Genomic DNA, 16,900 nt, shown 5'->3' on the forward strand with positions numbered 1-16,900 from the left:
AATTCAATTATATTAAATTCGAAATAAATGTCAACAACCTTTTCATGAATGCATTAAAAAGGCCAGTTGAGTAAATTCAACTGGCCTCCGGCTGTCGACTGGCGACAACCTCTTTTCTAATGACTATGAATGGGCTAGAGGGCCGCCAGCTTGAAAAAAGCGATCGACACGCTGCTCAACGGCTTCATCTTCTACTAACGGCGGCGCATGGTGCCCTTTTATTCTCGCATCAATAATTAACGCATCGCAGCCCCAATGTTTATGCTCGATAAACGAATTGATGCCATACGTGTCATGAGAAGGGTTGCTGCGAGTAAACGTCACCCATAAAAAGTTGGCAAGCGATGCGCTCACAAACTCACTGTCGTCACATAAGACTAGAAGCGGACAGCTTGGCAAGGAGCTTTTCTTAGCGATCGCAGCAGTTAACTCGTTTAATTCTTGTTCAGCTTGCTCATAATTGGAAAAAGCGGTCGTTTCAATCGCGACTACGCCAGGCATTACGTAGCTCGCTTTCGTAATCTTGTCACATTCTTTCAGTTCCGAAGGGATGGCCGTACACAGCTCACGCAACTTTTCACCGTAAGCAGCAAGCACCACTTTGCTTCCGCTATTTAACCCTGTTCCACTATAATCAAGGGTATCGATTGTTGTATTGGTTTGAAAATGAATGTCGCGACGCAAATCAATTCGTTCCAAAATATATTGGAGGAAAGCAGCTTCATCATGGGTGCTAATCGGCTTGTCCTCTTCTGCGGTAATAAATAAATACTTGGCTAAACTAAGCTGGCCAAAGCCGAGAATCGCATTGGCCATCGTCAACAATTCCATCGGCTGTTTCACTTTTTGGTACGGCGTATATCGCTCGCTGCCAATCGCAAACAGAAGTGGATGGACACCGGCTGCGTCTACCGCATGGACTTCTTTAACGCCAGGCAATTCCTGTGTGACTGCGTCTCCAGTAAGTTCATGGATCAATGCGCCAAATGTCGTATCCTCTTGCGGCGGTCGGCCCACAACTGTAAATGGATAAATGGCGTTTTTACGGGCATAAACTTTATGGACTTTCATTACTGGAAACGGATGCGTCAAACTATAATAACCTAAATGGTCGCCAAACGGGCCTTCTGGCTTCGTCTCGTCTGGATAAATGTCCCCTGTAATGACAAAGTCGGCATCGTGGCTAACGGCATAGCCATCCACATAGCCGTAACGGAAGCGGCGGCCAGCCAGCAATCCAGCAAACAGCATTTCACTTAAACCTTCTGGAAGTGGCATCACTGCTGACAATGTGTGCGCTGGTGGACCGCCAATGAAAATGCTGACTTTTAGCGGTTCGCCCCGCTTCGCCGCCTTTGCTTGATGGACGCCAATGCCACGCTGAATTTGATAATGGAGCCCAACTTCTTTATTTGGCTCATAGTCATTGCCATTTAATTGGACACGGTACATTCCTAAATTGGCGTTCATCAACCCTGGCTTATCTGGGTCCTCGCTGTACACTTGCGGAAGTGTAACAAATGCGCCGCCATCATTCGGCCATGAATGGACAAAAGGGATATCGGAAAGAGAAATCTCTTCCAGTTGTGAGCCATTGAGGCCAGGTTTCCGCATTGGCAGCGCTTTTAAAGCGGATAAACCGTTGCCAAGCTGTTGCAGGGGGCGTTTGGCCGCTTTCATTGGGTCATCGCGCAGTGCGATGACTTGTTCGACTTTGTGCCAATTTTTACGGAACAAGAACTTGCTCCGTTCCATTGTCCCGAATAAATTGGCCACAGCCCTGTATTTCGATCCTTTTACCCGTTCAAATAACACAGCAGGCCCGCCTTCACGGTAAAGCCGCCTTTGAATCGCTGCCATTTCCAAATACGGGTCCACCTCTTCTTCAATGCGGACGAGGTGGCCATGTTTTTCCAAATCAAGAATGCATTCTTCTAAGTTCTCGTACATAACCGCCACCTTTGAAGACCTATGTAAGCTTCTTCCCTTTCTTCAGTCTCTTACTGCCATTATGGGCAAAACGAACAAACAGGTCAACAGAGAGAATAAGGCGAAAAAATGGCGAAGCTTTTGGCTTCGCCTGCTTATTACACCTTTAATGCGACTTGAAAAGACGCTTCTGTTTTTTCTTGGACTTCTTCGAGCGATACGCCTTCTTGCAATTCAGTCAATGTCATGGTGCCATCCTTAAATTCAAAGACGGCCAACTCGGTAATCAGCAAATCGACAACCCCTTTGCCGGTTAGAGGCAATGTACAGGCGTTTTTCACTTTCGTTTCGCCGTATTTATTGGTGTGGTCCATAATGACGACCGTTTTTTTGGCGCCTTGCACTAAGTCCATGGCGCCGCCCATTCCTTTCACCATTTTCCCTGGAATCATCCAATTGGCCAAGTCGCCATTTTCGGCGACTTCCATGCCGCCTAGTATCGCCAAGTCAATATGGCCGCCGCGGATCATGGCAAACGATTCGGCACTGTCGAAGTAAGAAGCGCCTACCTTTGCGGTTACCGTCTCTTTGCCGGCGTTAATTAAGTCAGGATCAACTTCTTCCTCTGTCGGATAAGCCCCTATGCCTAGCAAGCCATTTTCCGACTGGAGCATGACATGGACGTCATCTGGAATGATATTGGCGATAAGTGTTGGCATGCCAATGCCTAAATTGACGCACATCCCGTCTTTTACTTCTTTTGCCGCCCTGTTCAAAATGCGTTTTCTTGTTTCCTTCATTGTCCGTTTCCTCCTTCTACCGTCGCCACAGTCCGGCGCTCAATCCGTTTTTCAAAGGAATCACCGACAAAGATATGCTGCACGTAGATGCCTGGGGTGTGGATCTGGTCTGGATCAAGTTCGCCTAAGTCGACGAGTTCCTCTACCTCGACAATCGTTACTTTTCCTGCAGCTGCTACGAGCGGGTTGAAGTTGCGTGACGTCTTCCGGTAAACGAGGTTGCCAAATGGGTCTGCTTTCCACGCTTTTACTAAAGCAACGTCGCCAACAATGCCCCGTTCCATAATATATCGCTTGCCGTCAAACGTTTTCTCTTCTTTTCCTTCAGCGACTGGTGTATCCACACCGGTTGCTGTATAAAAGGCGGGAATGCCAGCGCCACCTGCTCGAAGCCGCTCAGCGAGCGTCCCTTGGGGCACGAGTTCAACTTCTAGTTCGCCGTTTAAAAATTGCTGTTCAAACCGTTTGTTTTCCCCTACATAAGAGGCGACCATTTTGCTAATTTGTTTGTTTTCAAGCAGCTGCCCGAGGCCAAAATCATCGACGCCGCAATTGTTGCTAACAACTGTTAAATTAGAGGCGCCACTGTTTTTCACGGCAGCGATTAAATGCTCAGGGATGCCGCATAACCCGAAACCGCCTACTACTAATGTAGAACCGTCTTTGATAAACGCCATTGCTTCCTCTGTCGTCGGAATGATTTTATTCATCGTTCATCCTCCCCTGCAATATGTTTATGCAACCTTGACGTTTAAAAAAACATCAGGCCAATGGCAATTGGCACAAATGCCCAAAAAAGCAATATGACACAAAAGCCCATGATGTCACGGACTTTTAAGCCTGCGATCGCTAATAATGGCAGCGCCCAAAATGGTTGGATCATGTTCGTCCATGCGTCTCCCCAAGCGACAGCCATAGCTGTTTTCGCCATATCCGCACCGAGTTCCAGTGCTGCCGGCACCATAATCGGCCCTTGAACAGCCCATTGTCCGCCTCCAGAAGGGATAAACATGTTTAGTAACCCTGCGCTAAGAAACGTCCATAGCGGGAACGTCTCTGCTGATGAAATCGACACAAACCAAAGGGAAAGCTGTTCAGACAGCCCTGAGCCGACCATCATCCCCATAATTCCGGCGTAAAATGGGAATTGAATAATAATGCCTCCGGCGTTTTTCACGCCTTCGCCAACTGCTGTTAAAAAGCGCCTTGGCGTACGATGGCATAAAATGCCTAAAAACAAAAACGTAAAATTGACAATATTAATGTTCAAGTCAAGGCCGTTTTCGATAAAATACAGTACGACATACGTTAAGCCAAGCAGAGCAATGGCAAGTGACACCCATTGACTATTCTCCAACTTTTCCGCTGGCGTTTCCGCAACAGCCGCCGCTTCCTCACGTTTTTCTTCAGCAAATCGAGCCATATCAATTGTGTAAGAAGAAGTCGACGTTTTGAGAAGGAAATAATTCACGACAGGCAAGCTAATTAAGAAAGCGCATACAATAAAAAGGTTGGCCGGAGACAGCAATGTATCGGCAATTGGAATCGTCCCCATTACATCCGCCAAAAAGTGGTCCTCTGTTGCAATCGTCAGAGGGATAGACGCCGATAATCCCCCATGCCATACAAGAAAACCACTGTAGGCAGCCGCCACCAGTATACGATAGTCGACGCTTGGTACTTGGCGAACAACGTGCCTGGCAAAAAGCGCTCCGACAACGAGGCCAAAGCCATAATTGATCAGACAAGCAATGCTGGCCACAAACGTTACAAGCACAATTGCCTGGCCTGGCGTTTTTGCTAATACGGCCAACGTTGATAATAGGCGCTTAAACAGCGGCGTATTCGCCAAAATGTAACCGGTTACAACAATGAGCGCCATTTGCATCGTAAAGGAAAGCAAATCCCAAAAGCCAGAGCCCCAATAATCAACCATTTGTACAGGCGAAGCATCTGTAACAAACACGCCCAATAGAAAAACAAGAATGGTTAACAATCCCGCAAACAAAAAGGCATCTGGCAAATAGCGTTGCACGATGCGGTCAAACCACCTAGTAACGGCCGCAAACAAGCATAGCGCCCTCCTTTCGCGGAAAGATCGATACTATGCATTTACTATAACATATATTGTTTGAAAGCGTTACCAATCTGTATTTCCTTATTATAAAATGCGAATTCCTCATACGAATAATAGGATGGATATATGTATGTTTTCCTATAGGGGACTTTAGCCACTCGGGAGTTACCGTCGTTCTCCCGAGTAGACAGCACTTGTTTCCCGGCGGATCAATTTGTGGCTAATGATCCTCTTTTCCGCCGGGGCTTCAGGATCGGCTATTCGTTTTTGCAAAAGGTCAGCGGCCCGGTAGCCTAGTTCATGAATATGGATGTCCAGTGTGGTCAGTGGCGGTGTCGCCAGCTCTGCCATTAGTACGTTGTTAAAGCTCACAATAGACACCTCATTAGGCACGGAAATATTCATGTTAAATAACATACGCAGTACACCCAATGCCATTAAGTCATCCATTACAATCATGGCTGTAGGAGGATGTTTTCGTGACATCAGTTCAATAACTGCTTGTTCGCCGCCCTCAAAAATTTCATCATGGTGGACGATGTAAGAGTCATCTGGCGTCATTCCTACTTCCTCTAACGCTTCTATATACCCTTTCTTGCGGTCTAGCGTTACATATGCTTCTTCGCGACCGCCAACAAAAGCAATTCGCTCATGTTTTAAAAGCAACAAATATTCGGTCACCATTTTTGCGGCTTTGACATTGTCATTGTTTACATAAGAAACTTGGCCAGACAACGCCTCAGGCGGTTGGCCAACAACGACAAAAGGAAAGGCCTTGTCGAGCAAAAATTCAATGATTGGGTCAGAGACGGTTGAATACAGCAAAATCATCCCATCGACACGGCGTGAATAGTACATCTCAATAACTTCTTCTAAAATACCCTTATCGGTTTGAGCAGTCGATAAATACAAACCATATTTTTTCTCATTCGCTTGTGCTGTGATGCCTCTTAACACTTCCGGGAAAAACGGATTTTGAAACGGTGCGTAAGAAACACTTGGCATAATAATGCCGACAACATTTGTGCGGTTGTTCACAAGGTTTCTGGCGTTGACATTTGGATAGTAGCCTAACTCTTCCATTACCGCTTGGACTTTCGCTTTTGTCTTTGCGCTGATTTTTGGATTGTTCGCGATTACCCTTGACACGGTAGAAGGGGCAACATTTGCTTTTCTGGCAACATCTTTGATCGTAACACCCACTCGTTTTCCCCCTTTTCTTAACAAAACACGGCAGGAGCGGGCACTACACGATAGCGCAGTAGCCCTCCCTGCCTTTATATTGAATGAACGGCTCGTATTTGTCTACTGTAGAACTTGCTCAACATGTTTGGTATACGCTTTCCTTATCCTTTCGTCGCGCCAGAAGACAAGCCTGTAATCAAATAACGCTGCAAAAATAAGAACACAGCGGCGATTGGCACCGCAATGAGTACAGAACCTGCAGCAAAGCGTGTAAAGTTGTTTGCAAATTGATCACTGACAAAATTGAACAATCCTAACGCGAGCGTATAATTTTCCGGGCTCCGTAAAATAATTCGTGGCAAAATAAAGTCCATGAACGGAGACATGAAATTAAAGAGCGCCACGACCGCTAAAATCGGCTTCGCAAGGGGAAGCATGATCGTGAAGAAAATACGAAAATGGCCAGCACCGTCTAACTTCGCCGATTCATCCAAATCCCGGGGAATGGTATCAAAATAACCTTTCACAAGAAACGCGTTCATCGGGATCGAGGTTCCTACATAGATAAGGATAAGCCCGAGAAGTGTATCAAGCAATTGGACAGTATTTAATAAAATATACAGGGCAACCATTGCCATCATGACAGGAAACATTTGCAATAATAAAAACGCATACAGCCCATGTGTCCGCCCAACAAAGCGATAACGGGAAAAGGCATATGCCGTTAAGGCGACAAGAAATGTTGCACATAAAGACGTAATACTGGCGACAATGAGCGTGTTTTTATACCATTGCACATAATTGCTGCGTGGATCAAAGAACAACCATTCGTAATGGCGTAACGAAATCGTTTCTGGGATCATTTTCGAAGAATGTAAACTCGTCCCAGGGTTAAACGACAGCCCGATCGTCCACAGAAGAGGGTAAAGAATGATGATGCCCATAATAAGCAAAAACAGGTAAATAGCAGTCACTTCTAGCCTTGACTTTTGCTTTTTATTCATTAGATGCTCCCCTCCTCTTTAAATGAGCGGCTTCGTCTAAACTGGAGCAAAGCAAAGCCCGCTACAATCAAACCAATGATTATCGAAATCGCGGCAGCCATACTGTACTGGGAGTTCTCAAATGTGAGACTGTACACCCATGAAATCAAAATATCGGTGCCGCCAGCGTTTTGCCCACGAATCGGCGGTCCCCCTTGGTTAAATAAGTAAATGATCGAGAAGTTGTTAAAGTTTCCTGTATATTGCATGATTAGAAGCGGCGCGGTGGCAAATAAAAGATGTGGCAGCGTAATATGACGAAATTTTTGCCAGCGGTTGGCCCCGTCCATATCCGCAGCTTCATACCAATCGCTCGAAATGCTTTGCAGAACACCGGTGAACAAAGCAAATACGAACGGAAAGCCGAGCCATGTTTGAATCATAATTAGCGCAAAACGTGCCCAAAAAGGATCGGTCAGCCAAGGAAAGCCGTGGCCAAACAAAGGAATGAAAATGTCGCGATTAATTGCACCAAAATTGTCGTTAAACATCGCTGAAAAAATTAAAATTGTCACAAAGGCGGGCACAGCCCATGGGAGGATAAGGATCGTACGAATGAATTTTTTAAACTTAATTCGCGGATCGTTAACCATAATTGCCAATAATAAGCCTAGCCCAACTTGGCATGTTGTAGCGACAAATGTCCAAATTAACGTCCACGAAAAGACGCTAAAAAACGTTTCTCGCCAAATTGGTACAGTGACAAGCTGGACGAAATTTTCAAACCCTACCCAATCAAGCAAATTTCGCGGCGGGGCATTGTAAAGGGTATAGTTTGTAAAAGCAAGCCCGACCATAAACAAAAGCGGAAAAACGACAGTGAAAATTAAAAAGACCAGTCCTGGACCGACTAGCAAATATGGAAAGCCTTTGTCCCATGCTTGCTGGAAGCTTTCACGGAGCGAGGGAATTCGCCAGCCTTGTTGAATTCGCTTTGCATCCTTATACGCATCGCGCAAATTGAACAAATAGAAGCCGACAGCAAAAACCGTCAAAATAAGGGCAATGATCCCTTGAGCCAGCAGCATCCGCGAATCATCAACCCTCTCTAACGTTCCTAATGTTATGATCCCCCAATAACCAATATTTAAGATGTCATAAAAGACGATGATAAAGGCAGCAAAGAGAATGAAAAAAAACGACCCTTTTCCATAACGCCTATTATACAGTTGCCCCAAACCAGGGATGATAGACAAACAGAGTGCTCGTTTTGGGTGATTTCGTGCCGTCCTCTCCCTTACTTCTAATTTCATGATTTCTTCCTCCTCTGCGAAATCAAGTGGATGGAGAGCAACCTCTCCATCCAACTTAATTAATTTTCTTGAAGGGCAATCTTATCAGCAATTTGTTGCACTGCTTCTTCTAAAACCTCCTGTGGATCCTCACCTTGAGAAATAAATTCAAATGCGTCTCCCATTGGATCCCATACTGATGACATTGCTGGAATGTTCGGCATTGGTACCGCATATTCTGCTTGCTGCAAAAACGGTTGCCGCAGTTCATCATCGATCTCCACGTCTGTACGGGCAGGCAATTCCCCTGCTACTTCAAAGTACGTAAGGGAGTTTTCTGGGTTTGTAATATATAGAGCTAAGTCGGTTGCCCAATATTGATTTTCGCTATACTCATTCACTAACCAACCTTTTACCCCTGAATACGAGGACAGGTTTTTTCCATCAATTGTTGGGAGAGGCGCAACGGCTAATTGGTCGCCAAGCGCCTCTGAGAATTCAGAAACATTCCAAGGTCCTGAAATGACTGCTCCTACTTGCCCATCTCGGAAATAGCCTTTTATAATATCGTCGGTGATTCCTACTGGTAAGTAGCCTGCTTCATACCAAGATTGAATTAAATTCGCCCCTTCTGCCGTTCCCTCATTTGCCAGTCCAATGTTGGATGTGTCATATACGCCTTCACTATTCTGGTCGAACACGTATCCTCCGTAAGCTTCTATGAACGGATAAAGGTAATAAAAGTTTGTGCCTTCAAATAAAAACCCATATTCATCCGCACTGGCATTCGTTAAATCTGCTGCAATTTGCTCTAGCTCTTCTATTGTTTTAGGCGCCTCTGGAACAAGCTCGGTATTATAGTACAAAGCATAGGTTTCAATGACAGCCGGTATTCCTAGCTGGACCCCGTCATAATTTAATGCTTGAATCGCTCCTTCTGTATAGCCTTCTAATTGCTCTGAAGTTAAATCAAGCTCAGCAGCTAATCCTTGCAAATAAATGTCACCTAGGCGATCGTTCGGTTGGTAAAAAAGGTCAGGACCGCCGCCAGCCGCCGCATCTAAGGAAAGTGACTCCAATTGGTCGAGCATACTAAACGGTGTGATCTCTACGGAAATTCCAGTCTCCTCTTCATACTTTTCTACGATTTGTTCATAAGCATCTAACTGTACTTCTTCATCGTTGACCCACATCGTTAACACTTCTGGCTTTTCTGGCGCCGCTCCGTCTTGCTCCTCATTCACAGGTGTTGCACTGCCCTCACTTGCAGAGCCATTTCCTTCATCGCGATCAGGACCACACGCAGTAAGCAAACCACTCAACGTCACAACGAAGACGGCAGACGATAAAAGAGATGTCGCTTTTTTCACTCGTTTTTCCCCCTTAAAGGTCTTTGTTTTTTCTGCAAGGCCAGATGCTCTGCCTTGCAAGGATGCAAACAATAGTGAAATCGTTTGCACAAATAAACGTTCAGAAATGAAATCGGTTACAATTCAATTATAACGCCATTATATTATGTTCATTCTTCAAAAACAACCACTTTATTTTAATTAAATTGCAAACGTTTGCCTTTTTTCTTGACTTTCACTCTTTCATCTCATAGGCTGAAAATAACAATCAAGAAAACGCTTACGATTCTCGTTAAGAAGGGAGCTTGTTTTGAATGAAAGCAGCGATCTACCATCGCCCGAAAAGTGAAGATGCCTACGCTTATGACAAAGATACGATCCACATTCGTCTGCGCACGCGCAAAGACGATGCTCACGAGGTCATGCTTATTTATGGAGATCCTTACGATTGGGCGGGAAACGAATGGGTGACTGCCAAAAAAACAATGACACAAGCAGGGGCCGATGGAGAATATGATTATTGGTTTGTGGAAGTGAAGCCGCCCTACCATCGCCTTCGTTACGGGTTCGAAATTAAGGCAAAAGATGAGACGATTTACTATGGAGAAAGTGGGTTTTGTGATACGCCCGCAAAAGACATTAGCGATTATTTCTGTTTTCCCTTTATGAATCAAGCCGATTTGTTTACACCTCCTGAATGGGTAAAAGAAACGATCTGGTATCAAATCTTTCCTGAACGTTTTGCCAATGGCGATCATTCTCGTGACCCTGAAAATACATTGGCTTGGGGAAGTGCACCACCGACTGCCACCAATTATTTCGGCGGTGACCTTCAAGGGATTGTCGATCATCTTGATTATTTGCAGAAGCTAGGAATTAACGGCATTTATTTAACACCAATCTTTAAAGCGTTTTCCAACCATAAATACGATACGATTGATTATTTAAAAGTTGATCCCCAATTTGGAGATGAAACGACACTTAAACTGCTTGTCGATGAATGCCATAAGCGCGGCATTCGTGTCATGCTTGATGCCGTCTTCAACCATGCAGGCCTGTATTTTCCACCTTTTCAAGATGTACTAAAACACCAGCAGGAATCAGAATATAGCGATTGGTTTCATATCCGCCAATTTCCTGTTCGAGCAGAGGAACCACCTAATTACGATACGTTCGCCTTCACGCCTTTAATGCCGAAACTAAATACAGCAAATGAAGCAGTAAAGGACTATTTATTGAACGTAGCTACGTATTGGATTAAGGAGTTTGACATTGACGGTTGGCGTTTAGATGTCGCCAATGAAGTCGACCATGCCTTCTGGCGTGAGTTTCGCAACAGAGTCAAAGCATTAAAACCAGATTTGTATATTCTCGGTGAAATATGGCATAACGCTTACCCTTGGCTGCAAGGCGACCAATTCGATGGGGTCATGAACTACCCGCTCACTGACGCGATTTTTGACTTTGTCCAACACGGCAAAAGCGCAACCACTTTTCAACACGCAGTCACAAAACATTTGTACAGTTACCCAAAATTGGTGAACGAAGTCCAGTTCAATTTGCTCGGCAGCCATGACACACCAAGAATTTTAACTGTAAGTGGGGGCAACAAAAAATTAGTCAAACTTTCCTACTTATTGCTGTTTTCCTTTCCTGGCTCACCTTGTATTTATTACGGGGATGAAATCGGCATGGCCGGAGAAAATGACCCTGGTTGCCGCGCGTGCATGGTGTGGGAGGAAGACCAACAAGATCAGGAGCTATTCCAATTTCTGCAAAAACTAATTAAGATCCGCAAAACTCACCAAGCAATGGGCACCTATAACACCTTAAAATTTTATGACTCTGGCACTGAGGATGTGCTGTTGTATTCCACATCCGCTGGCGGAGAGCTTCTTTTATTTGCAGTTAACCGCAGTAAACAAAAAACAACGGTCAAACTCCCTGATTCACTAAAGAGCCTTGCATTTGTCGATGTCATTTGCGAAAGCCCATTGCAAAGCGAAGAGCTCCACGTTGAAGGCGAGTGCTTTTTGCTCCTTCATTCTGTCGACGCCAACAAACGCGGCCAAGTAGACAAGTAAAAAAACAGAATGGCATAGCTCATGACGAGTTATGCCATTCGTGCCGTAGTCTCCCTTCCTACATATAAAAAAGCCTGTCGACCGTCTTAACCCTGTCAACAAGCGGAGAAAGCCATGCCTTTTTTCCTTTAAAATAAAAATAAATTGAAAGTGACTGCTCCTAAAATACCTAAGACTACGGCTAAGGCTACAATAGGAAGAACAAAAAAGTAAACAATTTTCTGTCCCGTTTTTAAAGATGCTCTTTGTTTATTAGTCTGCATCAAACCAACCTCCTGATTCTTTTGATTTCCCCACACACCAAGTTCTCCAGCGCCATACGTGCTACCTAGCCCTCTGTGAATAAGTTTCCATTGCATATGAACTCTAGCTTGAGCACGCGTAGACGTGTATGACTGCTCCGCTCCAACATATACTTAATGTCAGATTAACATAGTGCATCTACTTGCTAGCAAAGATCATCACAATAATACTAACAATTCCCTCAATTCAGTCACTCTTCTCTAAATATAGTCGCCTTATAAAAGACTCATCTGAGTCAAAAGCATCTTTTATAAGACGTTACTATATTTTCCACAGAGGATGATAAACCCTTTTTACCAATTATAAAGTTTTTGTCATACTAACGATACAGCTCGCTATGTGACTCACAAAGAAAACCGTACTTGCTCTTCTTCATGCAAATGGACAGTCGTTTGGGCCGGGGCGGTCTTGGCGATGATCTTCCCGTTTCTGATTGAGGCAAGCACAGGCGCTTGGCGACGGATCAAGTTGAACTCGTCTTTTTCATCGACAAGGATTACGTTTGCCGGCTTTCCTTCTTCAATGCCGTATTCGTCTGTAATGTGCAACGTTTTGGCGCTATTTTCGGTAATGAAATCAAGGGACTGGCTAATTTGCTCATAGCCCGTTAGATGGCTTACATGAAGTCCCATAAATAGCACTTGCAGCATGTTGCCTGTGCCAAGGGGATACCACGGGTCAAAGATGTCATCATGGCCGAAACAAACATTTAGCCCTGCCTCATGCAATTGTTTGACTCGCGTGATGCCGCGGCGGACAGGATGGTGGTCAAACCGCCCTTGCAAGTGCGTATTGACAAGTGGGTTGGCGATAAAATTGAGCTCAGCCAGCTGGCAAACACGAAGCAATTTGCTGACATATGGGCCATTGTACGAATGCATCGCCGTCGTATGGGATGCCGTTACCCGCTCTTTCATTCCGCTTTGGTAAGCAAGCGCCGCTACATTTTCGATAAAACGCGATTGCTCATCGTCTGTTTCATCGCAATGGAAATCAAGGAGTTTGTCATATTTGTCGGCTAGTTTAAAGGCAACCTCAACTGATTTTACGCCCATTTCCCTTGTAAATTCATAATGGGGAATCCCGCCAACGACATCGGCGCCCAGTTTTAGTGCTTCTTCCAGCAGCTCCTGCCCTTGCGGATAAGATAGAATGCCTTCTTGTGGGAAAGCGACCAGCTGGATATCAACAAATGGTTTCATTTCTTCCTTTACTTCAAGGAGTGCTTTGAGCGCCGTCAAATGTGGATCGGTTGTATCGACATGTGTGCGCACATGTTGAATCCCTTGGCTAATTTGCCATTTGAGCGCTTTTGTCGCCCGTTCTTTGACATCTTCGTGTGTTAGTTTTTCTTTGCGTTCAGACCAACGCTGGATGCCTTCAAATAACGTACCTGATAAATTCCAATTTGGATCTCCTGCCGTTAGCGTCGAGTCTAAATGGATGTGCGGTTCAATAAAAGGGGGGATGACTAGGTTTCCATCTGCTTCGATGATTTGTTCCCCTTCTGCTTCAATATTTTGAGCAATTTTAGCGATCTTTCCGTCTTTCAGCCAAATATCCCATAAACCATCTTTGCCGCGCAAAGCAGCCTGTTTAATTATCATCAGAGTTGTTCTCCTTTTCTATTTACAATTTTCTCCAAACATATATAGGAGAGTGCTGCAAAAATCAGGGCGTTAAGGGGCTGGATGCCAGGTACAAACAGCGCCCCTGCCAAGCCAATGAGCCACGCAATTAACGCATTTGCGCGCACAGCTTTAAACGAAGCTTGCTTGAAAGGAGCGTAAGTGCCTTTTTTGATTATAAAATAATCGACTAGCACAATCGCGCCTATTGGCGGCAACGTTAAATTTAAAAAATCTAGCCAGCTGACAAAATTCGTATACAGCCAATAAGCAAGCAGCGTGCCGACTAACCCATTAACCAAGACTAGCTTTTTCTTCGAAAACTTCGTGACATTGGAAAGCCCTAGCCCTGAAGCATACAAGGCGCTGTCATTGGTCGTCCAAATGTTTAAACCGAGCGCAAAAATCGCCGGCCAAATCAGCCCTTGTGTAAACATGACTTCTGAAATTTCAGCAAAACCAGTGGATATTGCGCCAACTGCACCGAACAAAAACATTAACGAGTTGCCTAAAAAGAAGGCAATCACTGTCGTCGACACCGCGACTTTTTTGTTTGAGCCATAACGGGCAAAATCAGGTGTCAACGTGCCGCCACTTATAAAGGAGCCAATACAAACCGATAAGGCAGCTGCGATGCCGATTCCTTCCGTTGGCTGATAAGCAAACAATTGAGCCGGACCGCCCATATCATTGACAGCAATGGAACTAGAGATTGTCCCTAATACCGCGATCGCTGGTACGGCGATAAAGCTTAACATCGTCAATGCCTTTACACCTAAATAGGCAGTTGCTGTCATCAGGACGCCGCCTAAAAGGAGAAGCAGCCATAAGTCAACACCTGTTACTTTTTGCACGGGCACGGCAAGCATCATTAACCCTACGCCAAACCAGCCAATTTGCGTAACGCTTAGAAGCAGGGAAGGCAAATAGGAGCCTTTTTCACCAAACGCAAACCGTGTTAACAAATGGGTAGATAACCCTGTCTTTGCTGCGATGTAGGCAAGTGCCCCTGTATATACGCCAAGAATAAAATTGCCTACTAAAACAGTAATGATAAACCGACTAAAAGACAAGCCTTGCCCAAGCGTGCCTCCCGCCAACATACTTGCCGAAAAAAATGTGAAGCCTACCATTAACACAAACATTTGCCAAAAACCACGCCGCCGCTCTTGCGGAACCGCCTGCCATTCGAAATCAGATTCGACGATTTTTCCTGCCACGTATTTTCCCTCCATGTCTGCTGAACATATCCTTAAAAAAAGTCCGATGAAGACCACGTCATGGCCTTCACCGGACTTTTCCTCCCAGTTCAAACATCAATTGATGCCGCCTTCCCGGACCTGTCCCAATGTATGGCGGAACCCTGAAAGGCTGTGTTCATTTTTTAATAGGAGTATATTAGCACATGTTCGTAAACGATCCATGGTTTTTGTCAGATTCTCTGACAATCCATTTATTAACTTTTCCTCGTTTCAACAAGATTGTTGGCCATAGAATCGAATGTTTGAGAGATCAGAAACAAGCGATTTTCATAATTCCTGTTACATTTCTTTACGTACTTTTCCTCCAAACTGCCGCTGAACCGTATACTTAACATAGCCTCTACCATCTATTTCTAATAAGGTGATATACATGCAAATGAAAGACTTGTTGGCACTGCCTGCCTTTGCAAAGGCCCGTCTGCTCGCAGGCAAACGTGGCCTCGATAAGCCGCTTCGTTCAGCTAATATGATTCATTTCTTTGATCCAGGTGTTAACATGGAACCCCATCAATTGCTGCTTGCTGCTACTTTTAAAAAGGGGCATCCGTATTCCCTGGTTGCCTTTGTCCAGGAACTATCAAAGCAAAAGTGCGCAGGCCTGGTGGTGCAAACTAAACGACTAGAGAAAGCGATCCCTGCCGTTGTTATCGACGCATGCAACCGCCTTCAACTGCCTTTGTTTGAACTACCGGATACGATTCATTTTAGCGAATTCGTCCATCAGTTGACGCAGTTTCTTTTAACAGGGCAGACGACAGAGCTCCATCAAGCGTTGGAGATCCACCGCCGCTTTGCCGATGTGATTGTGTCAGGCGGAAATGGCACATCTGTTGTCGTACAATTGGCCTCTATGCTCAATGTGCCCGCATTGCTGTTAAATGACCAATTGGACATGATCGCGTCTTCCGATCCTGTCACGAATGACTCCTTTTTTGAAAAATACTGGCGCCTACGGGAGTTGATTCCAAGCAAACAGCTGCCGACGTTGCAGCTATCCATCCTACAGGAGGAGAACGAGAATCCGTGCGCTGTCTTTCCGATTCGAACCGCCTGTGCACGAAAAGGGTACTTAATTGTGCTCGGCTCAGCGTCAAAAAGCGATTGCCCGTTTGCGCTTGCCATTGAACAAGCAGCTAACGTTCTGTCGTTTGAACTGATGAAGCTTCATGCAGCAGAGCAACAAGCCCGGCTTGCCCAAAATAGTTTTTTTTCCGACTTAGTCGAAGGGCGCCGCCCTCTCGAAAAAGAGCACGACGAAGCGTATCCTTTCTCTGTCAACAAGGACTATGTATTCATTGCTGCCCACTTAGATAACACTAGCGAGTTGCTGACTAACGAAGAAGCGCTTGAGCAACATGAAGACCTGTATAGCCTCCTTGTACGGCTGTTTCGCGAACGGTATCCAACTAGTCATGTGTTTTGGAAGAATGATGTGTATGTTGTCGTTATTGAAAGTGACCGTTCAAGCAACGAAGAAGCAAAGTTGCTTGCTGAAGTAGACACCGTTCAACAAGACATACAGGCACTCTTCCGCTCTGGCGTATCGTTTGGCATCTCCAGCTTCGGCAGCTTAAGTGAAGCGGCAAGCTTATACAAGGAAGCAACGGCTGCCCTTCAATCTGGCTACCGAGAACATTTGCAAAGCTTCATCAAAACGCACCGCGCCCAAGAGCTGGCTGACATGCTGCAATTGATTCCGTCTGAGAAGCTTACTGCCTTTTGCCAAACCGCCTTGCAAACCTTAGCAACACCGGAATCTCCCGACCAAGCGGAACTAGCCCGCACACTGTCCATCTATATCAATCATAATTGCCAAGTGGCGGAAACCGCAAAAGTCATGGCGATCCATCGCAACACCGTCATTTACCGCATCAAAAAATGTGAGGAACTCCTTGGCTGTGATTTAAAAAAGCCTGATGAAACGTTGCGTTTGCGTATTGCATTCTTGATTCGCCCATTGTTGCAGGAAAAGAAAGCGTTGCTATAAGCATAGGAGCCAATAAATAGC

At 45.2% G+C, this 16,900-nt stretch carries 13 protein-coding genes; 2 read left to right on the plus strand and 11 right to left on the minus strand.

Features of this window, described 5'->3' with window-relative positions; all coding sequences use genetic code 11:
• Positions 1-123: 123 nt before the first annotated feature.
• The 8 genes from V5G21_RS08715 to V5G21_RS08750 form a co-directional block, all read right to left on the minus strand.
• Positions 124-1,950 carry a UbiD family decarboxylase gene (locus V5G21_RS08715; protein ID WP_011248857.1) on the minus strand — a complete coding sequence of 609 codons (1,827 nt, stop codon included), beginning with the start codon at positions 1,948-1,950 and terminating at the stop codon, positions 124-126.
• A 137-nt stretch (positions 1,951-2,087) separates the two neighbouring features.
• On the minus strand, positions 2,088-2,729 hold the full coding sequence (locus V5G21_RS08720) for a 3-oxoacid CoA-transferase subunit B (protein ID WP_011248858.1): 642 nt from the start codon (positions 2,727-2,729) through the stop codon (positions 2,088-2,090).
• Positions 2,726-3,439 (minus strand): CoA transferase subunit A, encoded by a 714-nt coding sequence (locus V5G21_RS08725; RefSeq protein ID WP_011248859.1) that lies wholly within the window; start codon positions 3,437-3,439, stop codon positions 2,726-2,728. The genes V5G21_RS08720 and V5G21_RS08725 overlap by 4 nt, the downstream gene beginning before the upstream one ends.
• Before the next feature lie 41 nt (positions 3,440-3,480).
• Positions 3,481-4,800 (minus strand): short-chain fatty acid transporter, encoded by a 1,320-nt coding sequence (locus V5G21_RS08730; RefSeq protein WP_011248860.1) that lies wholly within the window; start codon positions 4,798-4,800, stop codon positions 3,481-3,483.
• 171 nt (positions 4,801-4,971) lie between these two features.
• Positions 4,972-6,009: a LacI family DNA-binding transcriptional regulator gene (locus V5G21_RS08735; protein WP_035205769.1), complete on the minus strand. Its 1,038-nt coding sequence runs from the start codon at positions 6,007-6,009 to the stop codon at positions 4,972-4,974.
• 143 nt (positions 6,010-6,152) lie between these two features.
• Complete coding sequence (locus V5G21_RS08740; RefSeq protein WP_011248862.1) at positions 6,153-6,995, minus strand: sugar ABC transporter permease; 843 nt, start codon at positions 6,993-6,995, stop codon at positions 6,153-6,155.
• Entirely contained in the window at positions 6,995-8,287 is a 1,293-nt protein-coding gene (locus tag V5G21_RS08745) for a carbohydrate ABC transporter permease (RefSeq protein WP_011248863.1), read from the minus strand. The genes V5G21_RS08740 and V5G21_RS08745 overlap by 1 nt, the downstream gene beginning before the upstream one ends.
• A gap of 59 nt (positions 8,288-8,346) precedes the next feature.
• Entirely contained in the window at positions 8,347-9,636 is a 1,290-nt protein-coding gene (locus V5G21_RS08750) for a sugar ABC transporter substrate-binding protein (protein ID WP_073304398.1), read from the minus strand.
• A 293-nt stretch (positions 9,637-9,929) separates the two neighbouring features.
• On the opposite strand from V5G21_RS08750, the gene V5G21_RS08755 reads away from it, so the two are divergent.
• Positions 9,930-11,699, plus strand: coding sequence for a glycoside hydrolase family 13 protein (locus tag V5G21_RS08755; protein ID WP_073304396.1), 1,770 nt, complete (start codon positions 9,930-9,932; stop codon positions 11,697-11,699).
• 128 nt (positions 11,700-11,827) lie between these two features.
• Here V5G21_RS08755 and V5G21_RS08760 read toward each other — a convergent pair whose 3' ends face one another.
• The 3 genes from V5G21_RS08760 to codB form a co-directional block, all read right to left on the minus strand.
• Complete coding sequence (locus tag V5G21_RS08760) at positions 11,828-11,962, minus strand: hypothetical protein (RefSeq protein WP_257006649.1); 135 nt, start codon at positions 11,960-11,962, stop codon at positions 11,828-11,830.
• 384 nt (positions 11,963-12,346) lie between these two features.
• Positions 12,347-13,609, minus strand: coding sequence for a cytosine deaminase (locus V5G21_RS08765; protein WP_095254653.1), 1,263 nt, complete (start codon positions 13,607-13,609; stop codon positions 12,347-12,349).
• Entirely contained in the window at positions 13,609-14,865 is a 1,257-nt protein-coding gene (codB, locus tag V5G21_RS08770; protein ID WP_095254690.1) for a cytosine permease, read from the minus strand. Before codB ends, V5G21_RS08765 begins: the two co-directional genes overlap by 1 nt.
• A gap of 397 nt (positions 14,866-15,262) precedes the next feature.
• Between codB and V5G21_RS08775 the strand changes: the two genes are divergently transcribed.
• The gene (locus V5G21_RS08775) at positions 15,263-16,879 is read left to right on the plus strand and encodes a PucR family transcriptional regulator (protein ID WP_338465473.1); all 1,617 of its coding nucleotides are present in this window, start codon (positions 15,263-15,265) and stop codon (positions 16,877-16,879) included.
• Positions 16,880-16,900: the final 21 nt, after the last annotated feature.

Origin of the sequence: Shouchella rhizosphaerae (assembly GCF_036700015.1) — a bacterium.
GTDB lineage: Bacteria > Bacillota > Bacilli > Bacillales > Bacillaceae_D > Shouchella > Shouchella rhizosphaerae.

What these genes read in the sequence shown, in the direction of transcription:
- V5G21_RS08740 (WP_011248862.1), bottom strand. Translation starts at nt 6,995, where the DNA reads ATGAATAAAAAGCAAAAGTCAAGGCTAGAAGTGACTGCTATTTACCTG.
- V5G21_RS08725 (WP_011248859.1), bottom strand. Translation starts at nt 3,439, where the DNA reads ATGAATAAAATCATTCCGACGACAGAGGAAGCAATGGCGTTTATCAAA.
- V5G21_RS08765 (WP_095254653.1), bottom strand. Translation starts at nt 13,609, where the DNA reads ATGATAATTAAACAGGCTGCTTTGCGCGGCAAAGATGGTTTATGGGAT.
- V5G21_RS08720 (WP_011248858.1), bottom strand. Translation starts at nt 2,729, where the DNA reads ATGAAGGAAACAAGAAAACGCATTTTGAACAGGGCGGCAAAAGAAGTA.
- V5G21_RS08745 (WP_011248863.1), bottom strand. Translation starts at nt 8,287, where the DNA reads ATGAAATTAGAAGTAAGGGAGAGGACGGCACGAAATCACCCAAAACGA.
- codB (WP_095254690.1), bottom strand. Translation starts at nt 14,865, where the DNA reads ATGGAGGGAAAATACGTGGCAGGAAAAATCGTCGAATCTGATTTCGAA.
- V5G21_RS08715 (WP_011248857.1), bottom strand. Translation starts at nt 1,950, where the DNA reads ATGTACGAGAACTTAGAAGAATGCATTCTTGATTTGGAAAAACATGGC.
- V5G21_RS08755 (WP_073304396.1), top strand. Translation starts at nt 9,930, where the DNA reads ATGAAAGCAGCGATCTACCATCGCCCGAAAAGTGAAGATGCCTACGCT.
- V5G21_RS08775 (WP_338465473.1), top strand. Translation starts at nt 15,263, where the DNA reads ATGCAAATGAAAGACTTGTTGGCACTGCCTGCCTTTGCAAAGGCCCGT.
- V5G21_RS08760 (WP_257006649.1), bottom strand. Translation starts at nt 11,962, where the DNA reads ATGCAGACTAATAAACAAAGAGCATCTTTAAAAACGGGACAGAAAATT.